Here is a 16310-nt window from a genome sequence, read left to right as displayed (position 1 = left end):
GCTATCGGTTGAGTGTTAGTGTCGCTCTATATTCTAGCGGCGCTAGCAAAGGAGTCGTCATGCTCACCACGGTCGCCTACGGGCTCGCCATCGTGCTCAACCTCTTCATCGCCTTCATCGGGGCCCGGTTCCTCCTGGCGCCCGAGGCCGCCGCGGCCGGTTACGGCGTGCCGGCCCGGTTCGACCAGGCCGGCGCCTATCTGACGGTCAAGGGCCTTCGCGACCTCGGGTACGGCCTGGTCGGCCTGGCCCTCCTCGCGTTCTCCGGTGCGCAGGCGGAGGCGTGGTTCATGCTTGTCGCCGGCCTGCTGCCGCTGGGCGACACGCTGAACGTCCTGCGCCACGGCGGCAGCAAGGCCACCGCCTTCGGCATCCATTTCGCTACCGCTGTGGTCGTCCTGATCAGCGCTGCCCTGTTGTTCGCGGTCTGACCGGGGCCCGAACGGGAATGATGAGCGCGTGAAGATCCTTTCCATCCAGTCCTCGGTGGCCTACGGCTACGTCGGCAACTCCGCCGCGGCCTTCGCCCTGCAGCGCCTCGGGCACGAGGTGTGGCCGGTGCTCACCGTCCACTTCTCCAACCACACGGGGTACGGCGCCTGGCGCGGCCCGCTGCTGGCGCCTGCCGACGTGGCCGAGGTGATCGCCGGCATCGCGGATCGCGGCGTTCTCGGCACCGCCGACGCGGTGCTGTCCGGATACCAGGGCGACCCGGCGGTGGGCGCGGTGATCCTCGACGCCGTGGAGCAGGTCAAGGCGGCCAACCCGGCCGCGGTCTACTGCTGCGATCCGGTGATGGGCGACGTCGGCCGTGGACTGTTCGTCCGCGCGGGCATCCCGCAGTACATGCGGGACGTCGTCGTCCCGCGCGCGGACATCATCACCCCCAACCACTTCGAGCTGGACTTCCTCGCCGGCCGGGTGACGACGACGCTCGCCGAGGTGCTGGCCGCGGTCGACGTGGTCCGCGCGACGGGGCCGCGGCACGTGCTGGTCACCAGCGTGGTGCACGGTGACGCGCCGACCGGGACGGTGGATGTGGTGGCCGTCTCCGACGAGGGGGCCTGGGCGGTGACCACGCCGCTGCTGCCGATCACCCCCAACGGCGGCGGCGACGTGACCGCGGCCCTCTACCTGGCGCATCTCCTGACGACCAGATCGCCGGCGACGGCGTTGGAACGTACCGTCGCATCGGTCTTTGCAATCTTGGAGGCGACGCTCGCGGCGGGCTCCCGGGAACTCGCGTTGATCGCGGCGCAGGACATGATCGCCGACCCGCCGGCCGGGCTGGTCAGCCGCCGGCTGCGCTGACCGGCAACCGGCTCAGGCGGCCCGGGCGATGCAGATGCGGGCGCCCAGCCGCGGGCCGGCCTCGTAGAACATGTACTGCACGCCGCCGTCGGTGCCGAACGACGGCGCCGCCGCGCGGCCGTTGTCCGAGGCCACGGGGGAGTAGAAGACCCCGAGGTGGTTCTCCCGGTCGAAGCTCGGGCCCACCTCGGTGAGCCGCATCTTGCCGTCGTTGCCGTGGTAGGCCACGTAGACCGTGCTGTTGCGGACCACCAGCGACGGCCCCGAGATGTCGGTCAGCCCGTCCGGCTCCGGGTTGACCAGCGGCGTCTGGGCGAACTGCCACTGATCCCAGCCGTTCGGCGACCAGCCGTGGTAGATGCGCCGTTTGCCGGCTAGCACTCCCATGTAGACCATCGTGTATTTGTTGCCCCGCCCCGGGATCGCCTGTTCGAACACCCGCGCGTACGAGGTCTCGGTGAGGCCGGGCACCAGACGCGTACTCAGGATGGGGGTCTCGTCGCGGAAGGTGAGTCCGTCGGAAGATCGCGCCACCCGGGTCGTGGTGTTCTCGCCGTGGAAATAGAGGAAGAACTGTTTCGTCGCCGCGTCCCAGGTCACGTGCGGTGACGACACGTGCGAGACGGTGGTGCTGGGCAGCACGTTGTCGATGATCGGGTTGTTCGAGTACTCGGAGAACGGCCCGTCGAGCGAGTCGGCGCCGGCGACGCAGATGCCGCCGGGCTTCTCGTGCGGCGCGTAATAGAGGTAATAGCGGCTGCGCGCGCCGCTGACCTTGTCGTAGACGCCGCGGATGCACGGGAAGATGAACTCCCCGGTCGGGTTGTAGCGCAGCGGCAGCTTGAGCGCGTCACGCAGATAGGTGTAGGTGGGCATGCCGGCCGGTCCGGCGGCCTGCGCGGCGGCGGGCACACCCACACCGGCCAAACCCGCAAAGCCGGCAAATCCAGCAATTAGCGTACGTCGTTCCATGGGAGCGGCCTCCGGGACTGAGGCGGTCCCGGCGCCGAAGTGGACGGCCGGCGCCGGCGGGGACGCATCGAAGTCTCGTCGGCGCCGATGATGCTGGTCAAGACGATAATACCTATTATCAAAGGGGAAGCGTGGGAATGTCCGCGCGATAGAGGCTGAGCAGTACGCCGTAGGCCACGCCGGTTTCCTGGCCGGTCGGGACCTGGTCGCTGAACTCGGCGAGGCTCGCCGCGAGGGCGCGGGCCTGCTCGGTGCTGAGACGGACGTGCCGCAGGTGGGTGATGTCCGGCGCCGACTCGTCGGGCGGGAGCATCTCGTTCAGCGCGGCCCGCACCAGGAAATCACCGCCGACCGGGGCGTCCGCGGCGATGCGCAGCCGTTCACTGGTGGGCTCGTAGTACTGCTCGGTGCCGCCGCGCACCCGGCGGGTGCTTGCCACCCGCACCAAACCGGCCCGTTCCAAGGTTTTGATGTGGTAGCCGATGGTGCCCTTGGTGGCGTCGAGCGCCGCCGCGAGCTGCCCCAGGGTCGCCGGCCGTTGCCGCAGCGCGACGAGCAGCCGATGCCGCAGCGGGTGGCCGAGCGCCTTGAACTGGCCGGGATCGCGGATTACCAGATCTTCCTGCACCGGGGAACTGTCTCACGGGGTTGCTCAAGCGTCGAGGATGGTAGACGCTTGGGCCATGACCGATATTGACATCAGCAACTACGTGCAGGCGCACTGCACCCCCGCCGACGACGTTCTCAGTGACCTCGCGGCCGAGACGACCGCCCTGTTCCCGGATGCGGCCGGTATGCAGGTGTCCGCCGACGAGGGGCGGCTGCTGACGATGCTGGTGCAGCTCACCGGGGCGGCGTTCGCGGTCGAGGTCGGGGTCTTCACCGGTTATTCGGCCCTCTGCATCGCCCGCGGGCTGCCCGCCGGCGGCCGGCTGCTCGCGTGCGACGTGTCCGAGGAGTGGACCGGGCTCGCCCGCAAGTATTGGGCGCGGGCCGGCGTCGAGGACCGCATCGACCTGCGGATCGCCCCGGCCATCGAGACCCTGCGGGCGCTGCCCGCCGATCCGGTCGTCGACTTCGCGTTCGTCGACGCCGACAAGACCGGTTACCCGGATTACTACGAGGAGCTCGTGCCCCGGCTGCGCCCCGGCGGCCTCCTGGTTCTCGACAACGTCCTGCAAGGGGGCCGGGTGCTCGACCCGGAGCGGCCCGCGCATCTGACGATCAAGCAGCTCAACGAGGCCGTGCTGGGCGATGACCGGGTTGAGTCGGTGATGCTCGCCGTGCGCGACGGCGTGACGCTCATCCGCAAGAAAGGCTGAGCCAGCCGGTCCACTCGGGGATGAGGCGCATGGATTTGGCGGCGCCGCGCAGGCGGGCCACGCACTCGGTGGCCGACTGCGCCCGGGTGGCCGCGTCGTCGCCGCGGTGGCCGAGGGCGCGCCACAGGAGCCACTGGGCGCCGCCCAACTGCGCTTCGACTATGCCGTGGAAGAGAGCCGGGTCCGCGACCAGCGGGCGGCCGCCGGCCCGGTGGTAGGCGGTGACGGTGCGGACGAACGGGCGCTGCTGCTCGAAGCCCATGGCCAGGGCCGAGCGCAGCACCTCGTACTCGGCGATGTCGGGGCCGGCGCTGTCCCAGTCGAGCAGCACCGGCCCGGCCGGGGTGAGCAGGACGTTGTCGGGCTTGATGTCGCCGTGGGTGACCACCGGTGTCAGCGGCGGGCTCGGCCGGCGGAGGTGCTCCAGCACGGCCGCGACCGTCGGCAGATGCTCGCGGACCTCGCGGGTGAAGCCGGTGTCCTGCTCCGCCAGCCATCCGGGCCAGGAGTCGAGCGGGTGCAGCGGGTAGCGCGCGGTCGGGTCCTCGCCGGTGCGCAGGCTGTGCAACCGGGCCAGGGTGACGCCGGTCCAGTCGGCGAGGTCGTCCGCGGGCTCGGTCGGGTTGCGGCCGTCGCACCAGCGGTGCAGCTGCCAGTAACGCCCGTCGAGGGCCGCGACCACCGGCGGCATCCGCTCGGGCATGCGCACCCCGGCCGCCGCCGCGGCCCGCTCGATCCGGGCCGAGGCGTGGTAGGCGTCCCACCACCAGGGTTCGTCGACGAGGTTGAGGCGTTTGGCGGCGTACCGGCCGGTGGTGGTCTCCAGGCGGAACAGGGCGTGCGAGAGGCCCCCGTCGACCCGCGTGAGCGGCGCGGTCGGCGGGCCGACGCCGAACGCCTCGGCGATCAGCTCGGCGGTCATCGGGCCGCTCCCATCGAAACCCGGAGGCGGACCGCGTCCTGGGCGGGTGGCAGGCCGTAGACGCGGCGGTACTCCCGGTTGAACTGGGTGGCGCTGGCGTAACCGACGGCCAGCGCCACCTGGGCGGCCGTCGTGTCCCCGGCGACCAGCAGCCGGCGGGCCTGCTGGAGCCGCAGGTGCTTCTGGAACTGCAGGGGGCTCATGCCGGTCGCCGCCCGGAAGTGCCGGTGCAGCGTGGCCGGGCTCATGTGGGCGACGGCGGCCAGCCCGGCCACCGTGATCGAGGTGGCGTAGTGCTCCAGGAGCCAGGCCGCGGCGTGCCGGATGCGGGTGGCCGCGGTGCCGGCCACCGACCAGCGGCGCAGGACCGGGCCGAGCGGGGTCTGCAGCAGGCGGTAGAGGATCTCCGACTCGATGCGGGCGGCCAGCGGGCGGATGTCGGACGGGGTGTCGAGCAGGCCGACCCAGCGGGTGACCGCGTCGACCAGAGCGGCGGGCATCGGCGCCGTGCCCTGGCCGGGGGCCGACTCGTCGGACGGCGGGGCGTCCAGCTCGAGCAGCAGGCCGGTCAGGACCTGGGTGTCCAGGCGCATGATCGCGGCGCGGTAGGGCAGGGCCTCGAAGACGGCGGTGACCGGGACGTGCAGGCTGTTCAGGTACATGTCGCCGGCGCCGGCCAGCCACGAGCGGTCGCCCGAGACGGTGCGCTTGGCGCCCGCCGCGACGAAGCAGATCATCGGCTCGTAGAGCATGTCGGCCGGGGTGAAGAGCTGGTCGACGGCGGTCAGCATCAAGCGCGGGACGGCGGTCTCGGTGGAGACGCCGTTCCGGTGCCGATCGATGGCGTCGGCCAGTGGCCCGACGCGAGCAGGTGAGAGGATCGGGCAATCATACGCGAGCCCGGGCCCATGCCGTCGGGGCCGGCGATTCCTAGCGTTGGGGTCATGACAATGACGCAGCGAACGCTCGGCCGCCAAGGGCTCACGGTCGGCGGCATCGGCCTCGGCACGATGGGCATGACGATGGCGTACGGGGCGCCGGACGAGGAAGGTGGCGTCGCGGCGATCCGCCGGGCACACGAGCTCGGGGTCACCATGTTCGACACCGCCGAGCTCTACGGTCTCGGCACCGGCAGCAATGAGCAGCTCGTCGGGCGGGCCGTCAAAGGTTTCCGGGACGAGATCGTGATCGCCACCAAGTTCGGGTTCGACCTGAGCGATCCGGGCAAGCTCGGGCCGCTCGACAGCCGCCCCTCACACATCCGGGAGGTGGCCGAGAACAGCCTGCGGCACCTCGGCACCGACCGGCTCGACGTGTTCTACCAGCACCGGGTCGACCCCGCGGTGCCGATCGAGGACGTGGCCGGAACCGTCGGCGAGCTGATCGCCGAGGGCAAGGTCCGCTTCTTCGGGCTCAGCGAGGCCGGCCCGCAGATCATCCGCCGGGCGCACGCCGTGCAGCCGGTCTCGGTGCTGCAGACCGAGTACTCGGTGTTCGAGCGGGCGGTCGAGGCGCAGGTGCTGCCGGTGGTGCGCGAGCTGGGCATCGGGTTCGTGGCGTACTCGCCGCTCGGGCGCGGCTTCCTCACCTCCGAGGTGCGGCCCGCGGCCGACTACCCGGCCGGCGACATGCGCAGCTGGGACGAGCGGTGGCAGCCCGGAAACTTCGAGAAGAACCTGGCCGCCGTACGAGAACTGACCGCGCTCGCCGAGAGCAAGGAGGTGGCCGTGACCCAGCTCGCCCTGGCCTGGCTCCTCGCTCAGGGCGACGACATCGTCGCCATCCCGGGGACGCGGAGCCCGCGGCGCGTCGAGCAGAACGTGGCCGCCGCCGATCTCGTGCTGACCGCCGATGAACTGGCCCGGGTGCGGGAGATTCTGCCCGAGGGCGCCGCGGGCGCGCGCTACACCGAGAGCTCGATGCCGGTCTGGTCGTAGGAGTCGAACGCCGCTGAGCCCCGGGTGACGTACATCCCGATCACCCGGCCGGTGAAGCCGGTCGCTACCTCGGTGGAGAGGTAGCGACCGTCCAGCTCGGCCAGGACCGGTCCGTCGCCGGCCGAGAACGAGAGGGTGTCGGGGCCGGTGGATTCGCTGGGACGGCTCGCGACGACCAGATCGACCGGGCCGGGTGGGACCGGCCGGCTCGCGACGACCTGGCGCAGCGGGCCGATCCGGGCGATCACCCGGGCCTGGCCGCCGTCGACCTCCAGGTCGTAGTGGTGCGCCTCGTCCAGGCGCACGGTGAGCCCGGCGCACCCGTCACCGGGGTCGAGGCGGGCGGTCACCCGCATGGTGTGCTGCTCCTGGCGGCGGCCGATGAAGGTGCAGCCCGGCTCGTCCAGCGTCGATCCGGTGGCGTGCAGGGTCAGCCAACCGGGCCGGGCGGTCAGCGACCAGGAGTCGTCCGGCCGCCACCGCGGAGAGATCCACTGCGGGGCGAGGGTGGTGGCGTCGAAGTCGTCCCTCGTTTCGCCTTCAAAAAAGCCGGATTCGACGACGGGATCCACCGAAGGCCAGCCGTCGAGCCAATGGACCCGGGTCAGGAACGTCTCGCGGCCGAGCACGTGAAAGCCCGGCGTGTTGCCCTTCGGCCGGGTCGCCAGCAGGACCATCCACCAGTCGCCGCCGGGCGTGCTGACCAGGTCGGCGTGGCCGGTGCTCTGGACCGGCCGGTTCGTGCTGCGGTGGGTCAGGACGGGATTGCCCGGCGCCGGCTCGTACGGGCCGAGCGGGGTGCGGGCCCGGGCGATCGCCACGGTGTGGCCGCGCTCGGTGCCGCCCTCGGCGATCATCAGGTACCACCAGTCGCCGATGCGGTAGAGGTGCGGCGCCTCCGGGTACTGCAGGCCGGTGCCCGCCCACGCCGGGAACGGTCCGTCGAGGATCTTCCCGGCGACCGGGTCGATCCGGGCGACCTGCGTGCCGGACACCGTGCACCAGCAGGTGCCGTCGTCGTCCCAGGCCAGGTCGGGGTCGATGCCGGGCAGGTCGATCCAGACCGGCTCGCTCCATGGCCCGGCCGGGTTCGTCGCCGAGACGATGAAGTTGCCGCCACCGGACGTGTTGGTCGTGATGATCCAGAAGCGCCCGCCGTGGTGCCGGATGGTCGGGGCGTAGATGCCGCCCGACGCCGGCGTCTCCGGCGGCAACGGCAGCTGCGACGGGCGGTCGAGGGCGTTGCCGATCTGCCGCCAGCTCTCCAGGTCACGGCTGTGGAACACCGGGACGCCGGGGAAGTACTCGAAGCTGGAGCAGACCAGGTAATAGTCCTCGCCGACCCGGCAGACGCTCGGGTCCGGATGGAAGCCGGGCAGGATCGGGTTGCGCATCAAACCTCAGCCTCACCGAATCGCTTACGGAAGTGATGGAGCGCGCCCGCCTCGTCGAGGATCCCGCCGCCCTCGTGCGCGTTGTACTCCCAGACCGCGATCTCCTTGGGGCCGCCGTAGACGTGATAGGCGCCGTAAACCGTGGACGGCGGGCAGACCGGGTCACGCAGGGCGGCGGACAGGTAGATGGGCGCGGTGGCGCGCGAAGCGAAATTAACCCCGTCGAAGTAGGCGAGGGTGCGGTGCACCTGTTCCTGCTCGCCGCGGTGCACCTTCAGATAATCGAGGATCTCGCGGTACGGATACGAATCGGTGACCCGGACGGCGCGCGGGAAATCGCACAGGAACGGCACGAACGCCGCCGACGCCGCCAGGTCGGAGCGCAGGCCGGAGACGGCGAGCGCCATGCCGCCGCCCTGGCTGCCGCCGACGACCGCGACTCGATGCGCATCGACGGCCTCGAGGGAGCGGGCGGCGTCGACGGCCCGGACCGCGTCGGTGAACAGGCGCCGGTAGTAATAGGTGGCCGGATCGAGGATGCCGCGGGTCATCACGCCCGGCACCTGCGACGAGGCGGGCGCGTCGTCGGGGGTGGCGCCGAGACTCCACGATGCGCCCTGGCCGCGCGTGTCCATCTGCAGGTGGGCGTAGCCGGCCGAGGCCCAGAACAGGTTTTCCAGGGCGTGGCCGCGGCCGCCGCCGTACCCGACGTACTGCACGACCGCCGGCAGCGGTTGCTCGATCCCGGCCGGGAGGCGCAGCCAGGCGCGTACGTCCTGGCCGGCGAAGCCCTTGAAGGTGACGTCGTAGACCTTGATGGTGGCCAGGCCGGTCGCCACCTCCGCCAGCCGCACGTCGATGTCGTGCCCGGCCGCCTCGGCCAGGGTCTGCGCCCAGAACGAGTCGAAGTCGGCGGGGTCGACCTGGGCGCTGCGGTAGGTCGCCAGGTCGTCGGGGGAGAGGTCGGTCAGCATCGGAGTCCTTCGGTCGTCATCCCTTGAATGCGCCGTCCATGATCCCAGCCACCATCCGCCGTCCAACGAAGACGAACAGAATCAGCATCGGGATGGTGGCCAGGAACGAGCCGGACATGGCGAGCCCGAGGTCGACGTCGTAGTTGTTCTGCAACGCCTTGATGGCGATCTGCGCGGTGTACATCTCCGGCGATTTCAGCACCACGAACGGCCAGAGGAAGTCGTTCCAGGCGGTCACGAAACCGAGCAGACCAAGAACAAAGGCCGCCGGCCGTACGAGTGGGAACGCGATCCGCCAGAAGACCTGCCAGGTGGTCGCGCCGTCGATCCGGGCCGCCTGGAGCAGTTCGTCGCTGATCGTGGTGGCCAGGTGCTGGCGCATCCAGAAGATGCCGAACGCGCTCGCCAGGCCCGGCACGATCAGCGCCTGCAGGGTGTCGACCCAGCTCAGCTTCGAGATGATCATGTATTGCGGGATGATCGACAGCTGGGTCGGCACGGTCATCGTCAGGACCACGAGGAGGAACAGCACGTTGCGGCCGCGGAAGCGCAGCTTCGCGAACGCGAAACCGGCCAGCGAGCACAGCAGGGCCTGACCGGCGCCGATCGAGAGGGCCACGATCAGGCTGTTCATCAGGGCCCGCAGGAACGGGACGGTCTCGAACACCGTCGCCGCGAGGTGGAAGAAGTTGCCGCCCGGGACGACCGCCGGGGGCTGCTTGCGCGCCGTGGCGGTGTCCGACGTGGAGACCACGAACATCCAGTAGAGCGGGAAGAGGCTGATCAGCGCGGCAAGGCCGAGACCAGCGTAGGTCCACCAGCGGACCCGCTCGATTTTGCGAACCTTCATTCACTTCTCCGTCCGGCGACGAGTGGATAGGAAGAAGTTGAGGCCGGCGAACGCCACGACCAGGACGAACAGCGCCACGCCGATCGCCGCGCCGTAGCCGAACTGGAACTGCCCGAAGCCCTGCTCGTAGAGGAACAGCGTGAGCGTCTGGCACTGCCGCACCGGGCCGCAGGTCAGCGGGGCGGACTGGCTGAGCAGCAGCGGCTCGGTGAAGATCTGCAGGCCGCCGATCGTCGAGGTGACGACGGTGAAGACGATGACCGGGCGCAGCGACGGGATGGTGATCCGGCGGAACTGCGCCCACGCGCCGGCCCCGTCGACCGAGGCCGCCTCGTAGATCTCCCGCGGCACCGCCTGCAGCGACGCGAGATAGAGCAGCGTGTTGTAGCCGGTCCAGCGCCACGCGACCATCGCCGCGATCAGGATGTGGCTGCCCCAGGTCGACTGCACGAAGTCGATCGGCCCGATGCCGACCCGCCCGAGCAGCCAGTTCAACAGGCCGTAGTCGCGGTCGAACAGCTGCAGAAAGACGATCGTGGTGGCGGCGACCGAGGTGATGTAGGGGATCAGCATCGACATCCGGAAGAACACCGCCCACCGCAGGCGGAGATGGTTGAGCAGGTGCGCCAGGCCGAGCGCGATGAGCAGTTCCGGGACGGTCGACAGCAGCCAGATGCTGAAGGTGTTGCGCACCGCGTTGTAGAAGCGCGGGTCGTCGAGCAGTCGCCGGAAGTTGTCCAGCCCGATGAACACGTGCTCGCCGATCGGATTCCAGTCGAACAGCGAGACGTAGAACGTGAACAGCAGCGGGACCAGCCCGAACACCCCGAAGATCAGAAAGAACGGGGCGATGTAGGCGTACGGCGCCAGTCGTTCTCTGATCGGCTCTTTGGTTCCCGGCGCCGCCTTGGTCGGCGCCGGGATCGACGTCACGGTCACGGCTATTTACCGATGGCCGTCTTGATGTTCTTCAGCGCCGCGTCCCACGCCTGGTCGGCTTGGCCCTTGCCCTGCTCGACGTTGGTGATCGCGTTCTGGAACTCCTGGCCGATCTCGCTGCTCTGCGGGCCGATCACGAACGGCTGCAGCCCCTGCACCGACTTCGTGTAAATCTCGCCGGTGGGCGCGCCGGAGAAGAACGAGTCCTTCAGGCCGGTCAGCTTCGCGTCGGTGTAGACGCCCGGGGTGGTCGGCAGCGCGCCGGACGACACGAAGTGGTCGAGCTGCCCCGCCGGCGACTGCGTCGCGGTGATGTAGTCCCACGCCGCCTTGGCGTTCTTCGCGCCCTTGGGGATCGCCAGGTAGCTGCCACCCCAGTTGCCGGAGTTGCCGGGGATCGTGGCGAGGTCCCACTTGCCCTCGGTCTTCGGCGCGTTCGAGCGAATCGTGTTCAACATCCAGGACGGCGCGGCGATCGTGGCGAACCCGCCGTCGGCCATCGCGGCGCTCCATCCGTTGGAGAAGGAGCTCTGCTTCGCGGTGATGCCGGCCTGCGCGGCCTGGATCGCGTAGTCGAACGCCGACTTCACCTGCGCGCTGGTCGCGTAGACCGGGTTGCCGTCGTTGTCGTAGTACTTCTGCGGGCCCTGGTTGACGGCCTGGTAGAAGACGCTGGTGGCGGCGTTGTCGACGAACGGCTTGCCGGTCTTCGCGGTGTACTGCTTGCCGGTCGAGATGAACGCGTCCCAGGTCGGCCAGAGCTTGGCGGCCTCGGCCCGGTCGGTGGGCAGGCCGGCGGCCTTGAAGAGATCCGTCCGGTACGCCACGGCCATGCCACCGACGTCGGTCGGGATGCCGACGATCGAGCCGTTCCTGGCGGTGCTCTGCGCGATGACCCAGTCCAGGTAGTTGCCCTTGATCTGGTCGGCGCCCAGCTTCGTCAGGTCGTAGAAGTTCTGCGACTGCTGGACGAACTTGGGCAGGTCGTCACCCTGGATCAGCACCAGGTCGGGCACCTTGCCGCCGGCCAGCGCGGTGGTCAGCGCCTGGGCGGTCTCGACCGACGTGCCGACCTCGGTGAGCTTGATGTCGACGTCGGCGTGGGTCTTCTTGTAGTCGTCGACGGACGCCTTCTGGTTGATGCCGGTGAACGACCAGAACTCGAACGACTTGCCGTCGCCGGTGGCGGTGTCGTTGCTGCTGCTCGTGCCATCGCTGCCGGAGCATCCGGCCGCCAGGGCGAGGGTGAGGGCGGCGACGGCCGCTATTGCTGTCCGGGATCTCATGGCTGGCTCCTCCTGAAAATTTCGAAGAAGTTTCCGATCGTTACCGGCGAAGGTTAGGAGTGTGTGCTTCGTCGCGTCAAGGATTGTTTCGGCCCTAGCGCCGAAAAGATCGGGCGCTACACTGCGCGACATGACCACGAAGGAGAAGCCGGCCGCCGGCCCGCTGACCATCGCCGAGATCGCGCAGCAGGCCGGCGTGTCGATCGCGACCGTCTCGAAGGTGGTCAACGGCAAGTCCGAGGTGTCGCCGGACACCCGTGCGCTGGTCGAGGGCGTCATCTCGCAGCACGGCTACCGCCGGCAGAAGAAGCGGACCCAGACCACGTCGCTGATCGAGCTCGTCTTCCACGAGCTCGAGGGGGCGTACGCCATGGAGATCATCAAGGGCGTCGAGCAGATCGCGTCCCAGCACGACCTGGCCGTCGTGCTGTCACAGGCGCAGAGCCGGCAGTCACCCGGCCGCGGCTGGATCGAGGGCGTCCTCGCGCGCCGCCCGGTGGGCGTGATCGGGGTCTTCGAGGGCCTGGACGAGTCGCAGCAGCGGCAGCTCCACCATCGGGGGATCCCGCTGGTCCTGATGGACCCGACCGGCGAACCCGGGCACGACCTGCCGTCGGTCGGGGCCAGCAACTGGAGCGGCGGGCTGTCGGCGACCCGGCACCTGATCGATCTCGGCCACCGGCGCATCGCCGCGATCACCGGACCGGCCCGCATACTGTCCAGCCGGGCGCGCCTCGACGGTTACCGGGCCGCGCTCGACGGGGCCGGCCTCAAGATTGACCCGGCACTGATCCGGGAGGGCGACTTCAACGTCACCGACGGGCTGGTGCATGCGAAGAAGCTGTTCGCGCTGCCGGACCCGCCGACCGCGATCTTCGCGTTCAACGACGCCCAGGCGCTCGGCGTCTATCAGGCCGCGGTCGCCTCCGGTCGGCGCATCCCCGACGACCTCAGCGTCGTCGGCTTCGACGACCTGCCGTCGATCCAGTGGGCGATTCCGGGCCTGACCACGGTGCGGCAGCCGCTCGGCGAGATGGCGGCGGCGGCCGCGACGATGGTGATCGCGGCCGCGAACGGCGAACCGTCGGCGAGCAACCGCCTTATCCTGGCGACTGAGCTCGTCGTACGGGAAAGCACCGCTAGTTTTCGGGTTTCTAGCTGAAATTATCGGGTTTTGGCCCCCGTGAGAGGATCTTGTAGAGCTTCGAATCGGGCGGGGGACCAGATGCGTTGGACCAGGGCTGCCCTGGTGATGGTGGTGGGTCTGTCCGCGTGCGGGACGGCGGAGCGACCCGCCGCTCCGCCCGCCAGCCGGTCGGTCTCGCCCACGCCGAGCCACTCACCCTCGGCCGAGCCCGGCTGGGTGGGCACGTGGGCCGTCGGCGTGCAGTCCGGCAGCACCGGCTTCGAGCAGCAGACCCTGCGCCAGGTCGTGCACACCAGCATCGGCGGCGACCAGGTCCGGGTGCGGCTGTCGAACCAGTTCGGCGCCGCCCCGCTGACCGTCACCGGCATCGGCGTCGCCCGGCCCACCGGCGGCGCCGGCATCCAGGTGGCCACCGCCCGCGCGGTGACGTTCAGCGGCAACAACTCGGTCACCGTCCCGGCCGGCGAGGAAGCCGTCTCCGACGCGCTGACCTTCACGGTTGCGGCCGACAGCGACCTGACGATCAGCATGTACCTGCCGGACGCCACCGGCGCGCCGACCGATCACGTGCTCGCGAACCGGACCAACTACGCCGCCACCGGCGAGCAGATCGCCGACGCCGGCCTGCGCGACTCGAAGACCACCAGCGCCTACCACTTCCTCTCCGGGTTGGATGTGCACAACACTGCGGCGACCGGCGCGGTCGTCGCCTTCGGCGCATCGGTCACCGACGGGCTCGGGTCGAAGTCCGGCACCAACCAGCGCTGGCCCGACCTGCTCGCCGACCGCCTGCGCGCGGCCGGCCGCACGATCGGCGTGCTCAACACCGGGATCAGCAGCAACCGGCTGCTGACCGACGGCCCCGGCGGCGAGAGCGCCCTCAAACGCTTCGACCGCGACGTGCTCGACCGGCCCGGCGTGCGCTGGGTGATCATCTCCGACGAACCGGCCAACGACCTGGGCAACGACAGCTCGACCCGGGCCGACGCGCTCACCGGCGGCCTGGCGGAACTCGTCGAGCGCGCCCACGACGCCGACGTCAAGGTGATCTGCTCGACGCTGACCCAGGCCTCGGGCGCTTCGTATTGGAGCTCGGCGGCCGAGACCGGGCGGGCCGCCTACAACACGTTCGTCCGCGGCGGCACGAGCGGCTGCGACGCCGTGCTCGACCTGGCCACCGCGACCCAGGACCCGGCCTCGCCGACGAGGTTGCGGCCGTCCTTCGACTCAGGGGACCACCTGCACCCCAACAACGCCGGCATGAGGGCGATCGCCGACGCGGTCGACCTCAGCTGGTTCGGCTGAGCCGGTCCCGGACCGGTTTCGGCCAGTCGGCCAGCACCTCCCGGACGCCGGGGTGACTCTCCTGCTCGACCGCCCGGTCGAGCGCCTGGTCCAGCACGTCGTCCAGCCGCACCTGGTCGCCGGTCTCCGCGGATCGGACGGCCGCCTCGACCATGGCCAGGCTCATCAGGTTCTCGTGCACCTCGCCCGACGGTGTCACGCCGGTGCGCAGCGCCTCGACGAACGCGTGCAGCGAGGCCTCGACGTCCGCGTAGGTGTCGTCCGTTTTCAGGTCCGGCGCGGGATCGTGGTCGCCGTCCCACAGCGCGGTGCCGTGCTCACCGCTCACCCGCCACTCGCCGTTCCACGACGTGGTCGCGCCGGGGCTGCACCAGGTGCCGTTGTAGACGTAGCGGGCGCCGCCGGCCATCTCGAACACCGCGATCGCGTTGGCGTCGCCGGCGAACCAGCTCCACGACGGGTTGTAGGACTGGCAGTGGACCGAGACCGGCTCGGCGCGCAGCAGGTAGCGGGCCGCGTCGAACGGGTGGATCGCCATGTCGACCAGCAGCGGCTGCGCCATCACGTCGCGGAATCCACCGAAGTGCTCGCTGCGGGCGAACGTCGTGGTCACCGACCCGATCCGGCCCAGCGCGTCGGTCATCGTGCGCAGCTTGGCCAGCTGCGGGTTGCGGCGACGCGACTGGCTCACCATGAACAGCTGCCCGGTCAGCTCGGCGGTGGCGGCCAGCGAGAGCGCCTGGCTGACGTTCTCGGCCAGCGGCTTCTCGCCCAGCACCGGCAGGCCGGCCAGAAGCGCAGCGGCGGTCACCGAGTGGTGCGCCGCCGGAACGGTCACGTTGATCACCGCCTGCGCGCCGGTCCGGCGGGCGAGCTCCACCGCGTCGGTGCCGACCGGCAGTTCCGCCCGGCCGCCGCCCCCGCTCTCCTCGCGGGCATTGTTGCCGCCGGCAGCGGCCTCGGCTTCATCTGCGCCTCCGCGGGTGGCTGCCTCGCGGGCGGCTTCGCGCGCGGCGGGCTCGCTGGCGGTGGCTATGCGGGCGGCTTCGCGGGCGGTGGTCTCGTTCAGGTCGGCGATGCCGACGAGTTCGACCTCGGGGGAGGCGGTGATGGCGGTCAGCCAGCGGCGGCCGAAGCCGCCGGCGCCGACCAGCACGACCTTGAGCGGGGTCACTTCAGCGCGCCCTGGTAGCCGCGGCCGTCGAAGAACTCGCCGGTCTCGTAGCGCAGCAGTTCCGGCAGACGGCGCTCCGGCCGATCACTGCGAGCCCAGGCGACCCCGTTCGCGATCACCCGGCGTACGTCCTTGTGGTGGTAGGTCGGATAGGCCTGGTCGCCGGGGCGGAAGTAGAAGATCTTGCCGTGGCCACGGCGGAACGTGCAGCCGCTGCGGAAGACCTCGCCGCCGCTGAACGAGCTGACGAAGACGAGCTCGTCCGGGGCCGGGATGTCGAAGAACTCGCCGTACATCTCGTCCTCGTCGATGACGATCGGGTGCGGCACGCCCTGCGCGATCGGGTGGGTCGGGTCGACCGTCCAGATCAGCTCACGGTCGTGCTCGTCGCGCCAGCGCAGCGTGCAGCTCGTACCCATCAGCTTCATGAAGATCTTCGACCAGTGCCCGGAATGCAGCACGACCAGGCCCATCCCGGCCAGCACGTGCCGGTGCACCCGGTCGACCACCTCGTCGGCCACCTCGCCGTGGGCCGCGTGCCCCCACCACGTCAGCACGTCGGTGCCGGCCAGGACCTCCTCGGTGAGGCCGTGTTCCGGCTCGTCGAGCGTCGCGGTGCGCACCACGCAGCTGTCGCCGAGGTTCTCGGTGATGCCGTCGGCGATGGCGCCGTGCATGCCGTTCGGGTAGCGCCGGGCGACGTCCTCCTCGATCTGCTCATGGCGGTTCTCGCCCCAGACGGTCACTCGCAGTGTCATGGCGATCCTTTCGATGCGT

Annotated in this window: 17 protein-coding genes; 6 read left to right on the top strand and 11 right to left on the bottom strand. The window is 70.3% G+C overall.

Features of this window, described 5'->3' with window-relative positions; genetic code table 11:
- Positions 1 to 59: 59 nt before the first annotated feature.
- On the top strand, positions 60 to 431 hold the full coding sequence (locus AB0E90_RS00885; RefSeq protein ID WP_360397546.1) for a DUF4267 domain-containing protein: 372 nt from the start codon (positions 60 to 62) through the stop codon (positions 429 to 431).
- A 28-nt stretch (positions 432 to 459) separates the two neighbouring features.
- Positions 460 to 1311: a pyridoxal kinase PdxY gene (gene pdxY / locus AB0E90_RS00880; protein WP_360397544.1), complete on the top strand. Its 852-nt coding sequence runs from the start codon at positions 460 to 462 to the stop codon at positions 1309 to 1311.
- A gap of 12 nt (positions 1312 to 1323) precedes the next feature.
- Here pdxY and AB0E90_RS00875 read toward each other — a convergent pair whose 3' ends face one another.
- Both AB0E90_RS00875 and AB0E90_RS00870 read right to left on the bottom strand, forming a co-directional pair.
- A complete protein-coding gene (locus AB0E90_RS00875) occupies positions 1324 to 2229 on the bottom strand; it encodes a hypothetical protein (protein ID WP_360397542.1) in 906 nt (301 codons plus the stop codon).
- Between the two features lie 172 nt (positions 2230 to 2401).
- Positions 2402 to 2911, bottom strand: coding sequence for a winged helix-turn-helix domain-containing protein (locus AB0E90_RS00870; RefSeq protein ID WP_360397540.1), 510 nt, complete (start codon positions 2909 to 2911; stop codon positions 2402 to 2404).
- 55 nt (positions 2912 to 2966) lie between these two features.
- Here AB0E90_RS00870 and AB0E90_RS00865 point away from each other — a divergent pair, with 55 nt between their 5' ends.
- A complete protein-coding gene (locus tag AB0E90_RS00865) occupies positions 2967 to 3605 on the top strand; it encodes a class I SAM-dependent methyltransferase (RefSeq protein WP_360397538.1) in 639 nt (212 codons plus the stop codon).
- Here the strand turns inward: AB0E90_RS00865 and AB0E90_RS00860 are convergent.
- Both AB0E90_RS00860 and AB0E90_RS00855 read right to left on the bottom strand, forming a co-directional pair.
- On the bottom strand, positions 3586 to 4527 hold the full coding sequence (locus AB0E90_RS00860; RefSeq protein ID WP_360397536.1) for an aminoglycoside phosphotransferase family protein: 942 nt from the start codon (positions 4525 to 4527) through the stop codon (positions 3586 to 3588). The genes AB0E90_RS00865 and AB0E90_RS00860 overlap by 20 nt on opposite strands.
- Positions 4524 to 5321, bottom strand: coding sequence for an AraC family transcriptional regulator (locus tag AB0E90_RS00855; protein WP_360397534.1), 798 nt, complete (start codon positions 5319 to 5321; stop codon positions 4524 to 4526). The genes AB0E90_RS00860 and AB0E90_RS00855 overlap by 4 nt, the downstream gene beginning before the upstream one ends.
- Before the next feature lie 150 nt (positions 5322 to 5471).
- Between AB0E90_RS00855 and AB0E90_RS00850 the strand changes: the two genes are divergently transcribed.
- Complete coding sequence (locus AB0E90_RS00850; protein ID WP_360397532.1) at positions 5472 to 6464, top strand: aldo/keto reductase; 993 nt, start codon at positions 5472 to 5474, stop codon at positions 6462 to 6464.
- On the opposite strand, the gene AB0E90_RS00845 is transcribed toward AB0E90_RS00850, so the two are convergent.
- Genes AB0E90_RS00845 through AB0E90_RS00825 form a run of 5 tightly spaced genes read right to left on the bottom strand, consistent with a single transcriptional unit; the run spans position 6431 to position 11907 of the window.
- Complete coding sequence (locus tag AB0E90_RS00845) at positions 6431 to 7858, bottom strand: glycoside hydrolase family 43 protein (protein ID WP_360397530.1); 1428 nt, start codon at positions 7856 to 7858, stop codon at positions 6431 to 6433. The genes AB0E90_RS00850 and AB0E90_RS00845 overlap by 34 nt on opposite strands.
- A complete protein-coding gene (locus AB0E90_RS00840; RefSeq protein WP_360397528.1) occupies positions 7858 to 8832 on the bottom strand; it encodes an acetylxylan esterase in 975 nt (324 codons plus the stop codon). The genes AB0E90_RS00845 and AB0E90_RS00840 overlap by 1 nt, the downstream gene beginning before the upstream one ends.
- A gap of 16 nt (positions 8833 to 8848) precedes the next feature.
- Positions 8849 to 9682, bottom strand: a complete 834-nt coding sequence (locus AB0E90_RS00835; protein ID WP_360397526.1) for a carbohydrate ABC transporter permease — start codon at positions 9680 to 9682, stop codon at positions 8849 to 8851.
- The gene (locus tag AB0E90_RS00830) at positions 9683 to 10627 is read right to left on the bottom strand and encodes a sugar ABC transporter permease (RefSeq protein WP_360399402.1); all 945 of its coding nucleotides are present in this window, start codon (positions 10625 to 10627) and stop codon (positions 9683 to 9685) included. It lies immediately after the preceding gene.
- On the bottom strand, positions 10624 to 11907 hold the full coding sequence (locus AB0E90_RS00825) for an extracellular solute-binding protein (protein WP_360397524.1): 1284 nt from the start codon (positions 11905 to 11907) through the stop codon (positions 10624 to 10626). The genes AB0E90_RS00830 and AB0E90_RS00825 overlap by 4 nt, the downstream gene beginning before the upstream one ends.
- Positions 11908 to 12037: 130 nt before the next feature.
- Here AB0E90_RS00825 and AB0E90_RS00820 point away from each other — a divergent pair, with 130 nt between their 5' ends.
- Entirely contained in the window at positions 12038 to 13069 is a 1032-nt protein-coding gene (locus tag AB0E90_RS00820) for a LacI family DNA-binding transcriptional regulator (protein ID WP_360397522.1), read from the top strand.
- Positions 13070 to 13132: 63 nt separating this feature from the next.
- Positions 13133 to 14359 (top strand): GDSL-type esterase/lipase family protein, encoded by a 1227-nt coding sequence (locus tag AB0E90_RS00815; protein WP_360397520.1) that lies wholly within the window; start codon positions 13133 to 13135, stop codon positions 14357 to 14359.
- Here AB0E90_RS00815 and AB0E90_RS00810 read toward each other — a convergent pair.
- Both AB0E90_RS00810 and AB0E90_RS00805 read right to left on the bottom strand, forming a co-directional pair.
- A complete protein-coding gene (locus AB0E90_RS00810; RefSeq protein WP_360397518.1) occupies positions 14343 to 15533 on the bottom strand; it encodes a Gfo/Idh/MocA family oxidoreductase in 1191 nt (396 codons plus the stop codon). The genes AB0E90_RS00815 and AB0E90_RS00810 overlap by 17 nt on opposite strands.
- Complete coding sequence (locus tag AB0E90_RS00805) at positions 15530 to 16291, bottom strand: ThuA domain-containing protein (RefSeq protein WP_360397516.1); 762 nt, start codon at positions 16289 to 16291, stop codon at positions 15530 to 15532. The genes AB0E90_RS00810 and AB0E90_RS00805 overlap by 4 nt, the downstream gene beginning before the upstream one ends.
- Positions 16292 to 16310: the final 19 nt, after the last annotated feature.

The organism is Actinoplanes sp. NPDC026619, from assembly GCF_040638295.1.
In the GTDB taxonomy this organism is placed as follows: Bacteria; Actinomycetota; Actinomycetes; order Mycobacteriales; family Micromonosporaceae; genus Actinoplanes.
Note: the sequence above shows the minus strand (reverse complement) of the source record. Positions and strands in the feature narration are given on the sequence as shown.

Excerpts from the sequence above, each read along its gene's own strand:
- AB0E90_RS00885 (WP_360397546.1), top strand. The coding sequence starts at position 60 with ATGCTCACCACGGTCGCCTACGGGCTCGCCATCGTGCTCAACCTCTTC.
- AB0E90_RS00865 (WP_360397538.1), top strand. The coding sequence starts at position 2,967 with ATGACCGATATTGACATCAGCAACTACGTGCAGGCGCACTGCACCCCC.
- AB0E90_RS00860 (WP_360397536.1), bottom strand. The coding sequence starts at position 4,527 with ATGACCGCCGAGCTGATCGCCGAGGCGTTCGGCGTCGGCCCGCCGACC.
- AB0E90_RS00850 (WP_360397532.1), top strand. The coding sequence starts at position 5,472 with ATGACAATGACGCAGCGAACGCTCGGCCGCCAAGGGCTCACGGTCGGC.
- AB0E90_RS00845 (WP_360397530.1), bottom strand. The coding sequence starts at position 7,858 with ATGCGCAACCCGATCCTGCCCGGCTTCCATCCGGACCCGAGCGTCTGC.
- AB0E90_RS00840 (WP_360397528.1), bottom strand. The coding sequence starts at position 8,832 with ATGCTGACCGACCTCTCCCCCGACGACCTGGCGACCTACCGCAGCGCC.
- AB0E90_RS00835 (WP_360397526.1), bottom strand. The coding sequence starts at position 9,682 with ATGAAGGTTCGCAAAATCGAGCGGGTCCGCTGGTGGACCTACGCTGGT.
- AB0E90_RS00825 (WP_360397524.1), bottom strand. The coding sequence starts at position 11,907 with ATGAGATCCCGGACAGCAATAGCGGCCGTCGCCGCCCTCACCCTCGCC.
- AB0E90_RS00820 (WP_360397522.1), top strand. The coding sequence starts at position 12,038 with ATGACCACGAAGGAGAAGCCGGCCGCCGGCCCGCTGACCATCGCCGAG.
- AB0E90_RS00815 (WP_360397520.1), top strand. The coding sequence starts at position 13,133 with ATGCGTTGGACCAGGGCTGCCCTGGTGATGGTGGTGGGTCTGTCCGCG.
- AB0E90_RS00805 (WP_360397516.1), bottom strand. The coding sequence starts at position 16,291 with ATGACACTGCGAGTGACCGTCTGGGGCGAGAACCGCCATGAGCAGATC.